Source organism: Bradyrhizobium nanningense (assembly GCF_004114535.1).
GTDB classification, from domain to species: Bacteria; Pseudomonadota; Alphaproteobacteria; order Rhizobiales; family Xanthobacteraceae; genus Bradyrhizobium; species Bradyrhizobium nanningense.
In genome coordinates this window covers 1-1004 of sequence record NZ_LBJC01000047.1, presented here as the reverse complement: position 1 = coordinate 1004, position 1004 = coordinate 1, and the positions used below count along the sequence as shown (strand labels likewise).

Genomic DNA, 1004 nt, shown 5'->3' with positions numbered 1-1004 from the left:
TGCTTTCGGACGACAGCGTCTTGGCCGAGTGCAGCACCTCCTCCGAGGCCGAGCCGGTTTCGGCGGCGCCGCGGTTGACCTGGCCGATATCGGTGGCCGCGGTCTGGGTGCCTTGCGCGACGGTCTGGACGCTGCGTGCGATCTCCTGCGTCGCCGCGCCCTGCTGCTCGACTGCGCTGGCGATCGAGGTCGAGATCGACGAGATCTGGCCGATGGTCGCCCCGATCTCCTTGATCGCGGCAACCGATTCCGCCGTGGCGCCCTGCATGCCCGCGATGTGCGAGGAAATCTCGTCGGTCGCCTTCGCGGTCTGGCTCGCCAGCGACTTCACTTCGCTCGCAACCACGGCGAAGCCGCGCCCGGCCTCGCCGGCACGCGCCGCCTCGATGGTGGCATTGAGCGCCAGAAGGTTGGTCTGCTCGGCAATCGCCGTGATCAGCTTGACCACTTCGCCGATCTGCTGGGCGGCATGCGACAGTTTTCCGATGCGCCCGTCGGTTTCCTTGGCCTGAACCACGGCAGCTTCCGCAATGCGGCTGGAGTCGCGGACCTGGCGGCCGATCTCCTCGACCGAGGCGGAGAGCTCTTCGGTCGCGGTCGCGACCGACTGCATATTGGAGGAGGCCTGCTCGGAGACGCCGGCGACCTGGCTCGACAGGCTCTGGGTGGTCTCGGCGGTGCGGGTCAGCGTGGAGGCCGCCGATTCCAGCTGCACGGCGGAGGCCGAGACGTTGGAGACGATGGCTCCGACCGCGCTCTCGAAATCGTCGGCAAAGCGGATCAGCTCGGCGCGGCGGCTTGCAGCCTGCTCCCGGTTCTGGACTTCGCTGGCGGCGGCATCGCGCTCGGCTTTGGCAACAGCTTGAACCTTGAACTCCTCGACCGCGCCGGCCATCTCGCCGATCTCGTCCTTGCGGCCGAGACCCGGCAGCACGACGTCGAAATTGCCCGAGGCCAGCTCACGCATCGCCTTGCACATCGCGATCATCGGACGCGAGATGCCG

General features: G+C 67.9%; 1 protein-coding gene. It reads right to left on the bottom strand.

Annotated features, from left to right (window positions below):
• A partial coding sequence (locus XH84_RS31765) for a methyl-accepting chemotaxis protein (RefSeq protein WP_164937407.1) occupies positions 1 to 1004 on the bottom strand: 1004 nt, incomplete at both ends.